This is a genomic window from Okeania sp. (genome assembly GCF_983059655.1).
The window spans coordinates 2,955-8,675 of record NZ_CEZPJD010000322.1; the positions used below are offsets into that span (position 1 = coordinate 2,955).

Consider the following 5,721-nt stretch of genomic DNA (forward strand, 5'->3'; position numbering starts at 1 on the left):
AGTAGCAGATATTCTCTGGCGTAATGGTGGAGTTAACAACATTTGGTTGATGAATGATGACGGCACAAGGAACAGTAGTGTTAATCCTGGAGGTGCAGGTACAGCTTGGGATGTAGTTGGGATGTAATACCAATTTGATAAATGTTTGTTACAAATGGTAGAAGAAAGAGGGAAGAAAGAAGAAGGGGGAAAAAAGATAGATATAACTATCTCAAATGAACTGGAGTAGCTATTTTTAAGCATCTCCGATCAATATTTACCTTTTTGTAGCATTCTTTTTTCAAATTGGTATATTTCTCTGATGGGAATTACACTGTGCTACTTTACAACAGTTTTCATTTCGGCACAGTAGGGACTAACCATGGTTAGTCCTTACAAAGTTTTGCTTGTGAAGATGTGGTTCATCAATTTGAAAAGTGCTGTAACTGTTAAATTTTAAGGACTTTCAAGCTAACTTATAGCAGAAGTAAGAAGGTTGAGCAGCACAATGCGTCACCCAACCTATAAAAAACTATTTAACTCAATTCGTCAGGATCAATACCTAATTCTCGTAGTTTCGCAGCCAAGCGATCGGCCCGCTCTTCGGCATTAGTGGCCCGTTCCTCGGCACTGGTGGCCCGTTGTTGAGCTGCAATTGCTTCCTCTTCTGGGGTTGGAATCAAATCTCCTTCCATACTCATCCAGCGCAACCAAAGTCGCTCTATATTACTGTAACTCCCCTGCCATAAACCCAGACTGAGTTCAATACTAGGAATTAACAAACGTCCATTAGTCAACTTTGCTGTTTGGTAGCGATCGCCTACTAAATGAAATCCCTGCATTTTATTGGTATAGCGACTGAAAGTAACATAATAAGGCACTCGTAGAATTTGCTCGTAAACTTCCCACTTAGTAACAGGTTTTCCCAGATTTCGTACTTTCTGTCCTAAATCTTCATCTTCAGTCCCCGGAGATAACAACTCCACTACCACTAAAGGGTTAACTCCTTCTTGCCAAACTACATAGCTCAAACGCATATCCCGTTCTTCATATAACCTGGGCACTCCCACTACCCCAAACCAATCTGGTCTTTTATACCAACTGGGATGCTTGACATCGTAGTAGAGATTCATATCGCTGCCACAGAATAATGAATTGGGATACCAGTTGTGAGGTTGAAAAGTTTGACGCAACAACTCTGGTTGCAAGTAGTGAAATTCGTCTGGCAAACCTGGCTCCTCCTGATTTTCACTTGGTAAGTCGTACATGGTGGGCAGAGTTTGATCTGCTGAAAGTGGTGGATCTGATTGAACGGATATATTCGTCATTTCAGTTATCAGTGAGTTATCAGTACCTCCTGCAATAGGGAGGTTTGAAATCATGGTTGGGTTTTATCTGGCGATCGCAAAGTAGTGCGGAATACTATCATTTCGTATGACTGAAAAATAATGTTTTTTTATACTACCAATAACGACACTATTTGCGCCCACATTTTTTCACACTTACAGCTTAACATAGGATTTTAAAAAAGTAGTAATGGCAGTTGCTATATATTGGAATTGTCTAAAAAATCTTTTTTTTTGCTTGAATCAAATTATTGTTTTTCTAATAATAATTCTGCAAATTCACAAAAACCTTCTGCTTCTTTTTTACTGGTAATATAGACTGGCTGATGATTCAATTTATCGGCATAGTCTCGAATATTTGCTACTCCCACAGATAAAGGAAATTTACTTTCATCAAACAGAGTTTCATCATTAGGACTATCACCAACTGTAATGATTTTTTCTGTTGTTAATTCAGGAAAATATTCTGACAAAACTTGTAATAAACCTGTAGCTTTATCCTGTTCTAAAGGTTTAATATGACATTGCACAGTGCTATAGGTAAAACCATAACCTTTGGAGTGACAAATCTCTGCTATTTTTGTCAGTTCAGATAAACTTAAGTCCTGAATATCAAAAGTCCAATCTGTCAGTCTAAACTGATTATCAACAGATTCTTCAATCCGAGGAAATAGATTTTTTAAGTATTGGAAAATTTCAGCTAAATTTTGTCTATGTAGATTAATATATGGTATAAAGGTTAAAAATTTAGGTGCTTCGCTATGAGTAGGATAAAATAAACCTCCATTTTCAGCGATCGCTCCTACTACTGGTAGATAATTTTTAATAGCTTGTACCCAACCGGCAGAACGACCCGTAATTACTAATACCTGAATTTTAGCTGCTGCTAATTTTTCTAAACTCAGGAAAAGATTAGAAGTAAATTTACCATTTTTAGTTAATGTACCATCCATATCAGTAGCTATAAATTCAATATTTTTCAAATTACTTTTTGCTACTGCTTTAGAGAGAGGAGTTATTTTAGTCATTAGTTATCAGTTATCAGTTATCAGTTATCAGTACTTCCTACAGTCAGGAGGCTTGACATATTGAATATAATCTTTTCTCTTGGTCTATTGGATATGGCCAGGAAACCCGCTCTTGACAGAGAAGCTTTTCCTGACGGAATGCTATCGCAAACGCTAATGCCATATCTCAACCGCTTTTTATCCCCTCAAAAAGGGAGGCTTTAGACCAGAGTTTTATAGTTATATATAATAATAGTGTACTAAATAAAGAGTTATTCTCATTATGTTTGAAGCAATTACAGCTACAAACCTAACTTTAGATGATATTGAAAGCAATTTTCAAGGAGAAGTAATTGTTAATTATTAATTATTAATTATTAATTGTTGAAAGTATTCTGTCTCTCTAATTTTTGATATTCTTAATCCTAGAAATGAGCTGCATCATGTTTTTCAAATTTTAAAGCATTTATCTCAATTGACTGAAAATTAAGCTCGAAATTAATAATCATCAACAAATAAATCAACTATTAAAAAAGGTGAAAATGACAGAAATATTATTGCCAAATTCCTGTACTCTCAGACCTGCATCTGCCAAAGATATTTGGCCTATTCGTAAAATAGTTTTGACTGCTAAACTTGACCCAACTCAATTAATTTGGCAACAATTTTGGGTAATTGAATGCGAAGAAAAATTAGTAGCTTGTGGGCAGTTGCGTAATTTTGAAGATGCAGAAGAATTAGGTAGTTTAGTCGTTGTCAAATCTTGGCAAAAACGTGGCTTAGGAACAATACTATCCAAACATCTAATTCAACAATCAACTAAACCTTTATATCTAGAATGTCTGGGTAAAAAATTAGAATTTTTTTACAGTCGTTTTGGTTTTGTACCTATTTCTTTAGACGAATTACCTCCATCTCTAAAGTTCAAATTTGGTATATCTCAATTAGCTAGAAAAATCTTAAAAGTTCCCGTCATAATTATGCATTATCAAAGAAACAAGTAATTGAAGAAGGCAGAAGGCAGAAGGGAAAGAAAGGTTTCAAGAGATAAGGTTTTTTATCACTAATTATCCGGAGATGATATTATACCAAATCCGGTTTAGTAAGGAGATATTCAAATATCAGTCAATGCTTTGATATTTAATCAGCAAGCCCTAACTATATTTAATTTTGCTACATTATTCAAGATATCTGGTGCTGCAGTTTTAGGAATACAAACAACATTACCAGCACGCATTTTCTCCAGGCGATCGCCTACTACAGAAATAAGCTGACTAACCCTCCAACGCACTATCTCTCCAGACACAGGAATAATCTCAATTTCATCTCCCACTTCCACAGACTCAACCAGTTGCAAAAGAATATTTTCTGGTGTTGTATCCATCACAATACCAAGATATTCGTGAGTCCCCCTACTACTTTCCAACTGCTTATATACAGAATCATCTCCAGCAGGAGTTTCCAATGAAGCAGAAGAATAGTCACGGTGAGGCACAGATTCTAATTCACCACTAATCCGATCGACTAACTCTGGAGTCAACTTCCCTTCTGCATAAGCATCGATCGCTTGACGATAAGCTTTGCAAGTCATCGCTACATAAAACGAAGATTTCATTCGTCCCTCTATTTTCAGAGAACAGATTTGATGCTCAAAAAACGCTCCTACTTGATGAATACCCCATAAATCTTTAGAAGACATAAACGTTACTGGTTGATTATCTGTTTTTGCCTCCAACTGATAGGGAAACCGACATGATTGAATACACCCACCACGATTAGAATCTCTGCCTGCGGTAAAATTGGAGATTGTACAATTACCAGAAAAAGCCATACACATAGCACCGTGAATAAACATCTCCACATCAATACCAGTTTTTCTACGAATCAACCCACCCTCTGCAACACTGACTTCTCGCCCCACAATTAAACGCTTCACAGAAAATCCCTTCCACATTTGCCCCGCATAAGAATTAAGACAAGATGCTTGAGTTGAGAGGTGAATGTCAAGATTAGAACTATTTTTCACGACTCGCAAAACCCCCAAGTCGGAAACAATGACACCATCCACACCAATAGATTCGAGAAATTGACAATATTCTGCTAATCCTTCAAAATCATCATCATGGAGAAAAGCATTCAGAGTCAGATAAACTTTAGCATTATTTTGGTGAGCAAAATTTACTCCGTATTCTAAGTCGTAGTCAGAAAAATTATCTGCTCGCGCCCGTAAACCATATTTTTGCCCACCCACATAAACAGCATCAGCACCATAAGTAACAGCAACTTTTAGACGTTCGAGATTTTTAGCAGGAGCTAACAATTCTGGTTTCCACATAATTACTATTTATATACTGATTAACTTAAATATTTTAGCTCGATCGCTCAATGATGGTTTGAGGAATCAAAATCAACGCTATAATTGAAATATAGAGGTTTTGCGGAAATTTTGAGGAAAGAAATGATGGTGAAACAACTCGAAACCCAAACCCATCGAGAAATTGTTTATCCCGATAGTGACGGCCAACCAATGGCAGATAATACAGTTCAATTTCGCTGGATAATGGTTCTTTATCATAATCTAGCTTGGCTATTTGCTGAAAATCCTGAAGTCTTTGTAGCTGGAGATTTGCTTTGGTATCCAGTACAAGGAAATAATAAGTTGCGTCAAGCGCCAGATGTTATGGTGGCATTTGGAGTACCTAAAGGAGATCGAGGTTCCTATCAGCAATGGAAGGAAAATAATATTGCTCCCCAAGTGGTATTTGAGATTCTTTCTCCAGGAAATACTTTGAAGGAGATGAGCAAGAAACGCCTATTCTATGACAATTATGGCGTGGAGGAGTATTATTTGTATGACCCAGAAAAAAATGATTTGACGGGGTGGTTGCGTTCTAAGTCATTATTAGATGTAATTGATGAGATGAACGGTTGGGTTTCCCCAAGATTGGGAATTCGGTTTGAGGTATTGCCAGATACTTTGCAACTGTATCGCCCAGATGGTCAATTATTTGCCGATTATCTGGAGGTTCAACAACGGTTGAACGAAGTTCAAGAACAATTAGATAATGTTCAAGAACAATTGGGTAATGTCCAAGAGCAGTTAGATGAGGAACGTCAGGCCAAAGAACTTGCTGAGTCAGGACTCCAACAGGAACGCCAGGCCAAAGAACTTGCTGAGTCAGGACTCCAACAGGAACGCCAGGCCAAAGAACTTGCTGAGGAACGTGCTAAACGTTTAGAACAGTTACTTCGAGAAGCAGGAATAGATCCGGAGATTAAGTAGGGTTTGCTGAAAAAGTATTTTTCAGGAGTAGGAGAGTGAGGGAGTAGAGAGTACTTAGGGCTTGCTGAAAAAGTCTTTTTTAAGGAGTAGGGGAGCGGGGGAGTAG

General features: G+C 37.3%; 5 protein-coding genes. 2 read left to right on the forward strand and 3 right to left on the reverse strand.

Going from position 1 to position 5,721, the window contains the following annotated elements:
* Positions 1–515: 515 nt before the first annotated feature.
* Positions 516–1,307, reverse strand: a complete 792-nt coding sequence (locus AC3DU7_RS17970; protein WP_488040686.1) for a Uma2 family endonuclease — start codon at positions 1,305–1,307, stop codon at positions 516–518.
* A gap of 266 nt (positions 1,308–1,573) precedes the next feature.
* A complete protein-coding gene (locus AC3DU7_RS17975) occupies positions 1,574–2,353 on the reverse strand; it encodes an HAD-IIB family hydrolase (protein WP_488040687.1) in 780 nt (259 codons plus the stop codon).
* A gap of 521 nt (positions 2,354–2,874) precedes the next feature.
* Between AC3DU7_RS17975 and AC3DU7_RS17980 the strand changes: the two genes are divergently transcribed.
* On the forward strand, positions 2,875–3,336 hold the full coding sequence (locus AC3DU7_RS17980) for a GNAT family N-acetyltransferase (protein WP_488040688.1): 462 nt from the start codon (positions 2,875–2,877) through the stop codon (positions 3,334–3,336).
* Between the two features lie 140 nt (positions 3,337–3,476).
* Here AC3DU7_RS17980 and AC3DU7_RS17985 read toward each other — a convergent pair whose 3' ends face one another.
* Positions 3,477–4,667 carry a peptidase U32 family protein gene (locus AC3DU7_RS17985; protein WP_488040689.1) on the reverse strand — a complete coding sequence of 397 codons (1,191 nt, stop codon included), beginning with the start codon at positions 4,665–4,667 and terminating at the stop codon, positions 3,477–3,479.
* A gap of 126 nt (positions 4,668–4,793) precedes the next feature.
* On the opposite strand from AC3DU7_RS17985, the gene AC3DU7_RS17990 reads away from it, so the two are divergent.
* Entirely contained in the window at positions 4,794–5,615 is an 822-nt protein-coding gene (locus tag AC3DU7_RS17990; protein ID WP_488040690.1) for a Uma2 family endonuclease, read from the forward strand.
* Positions 5,616–5,721 lie beyond the last annotated feature (106 nt).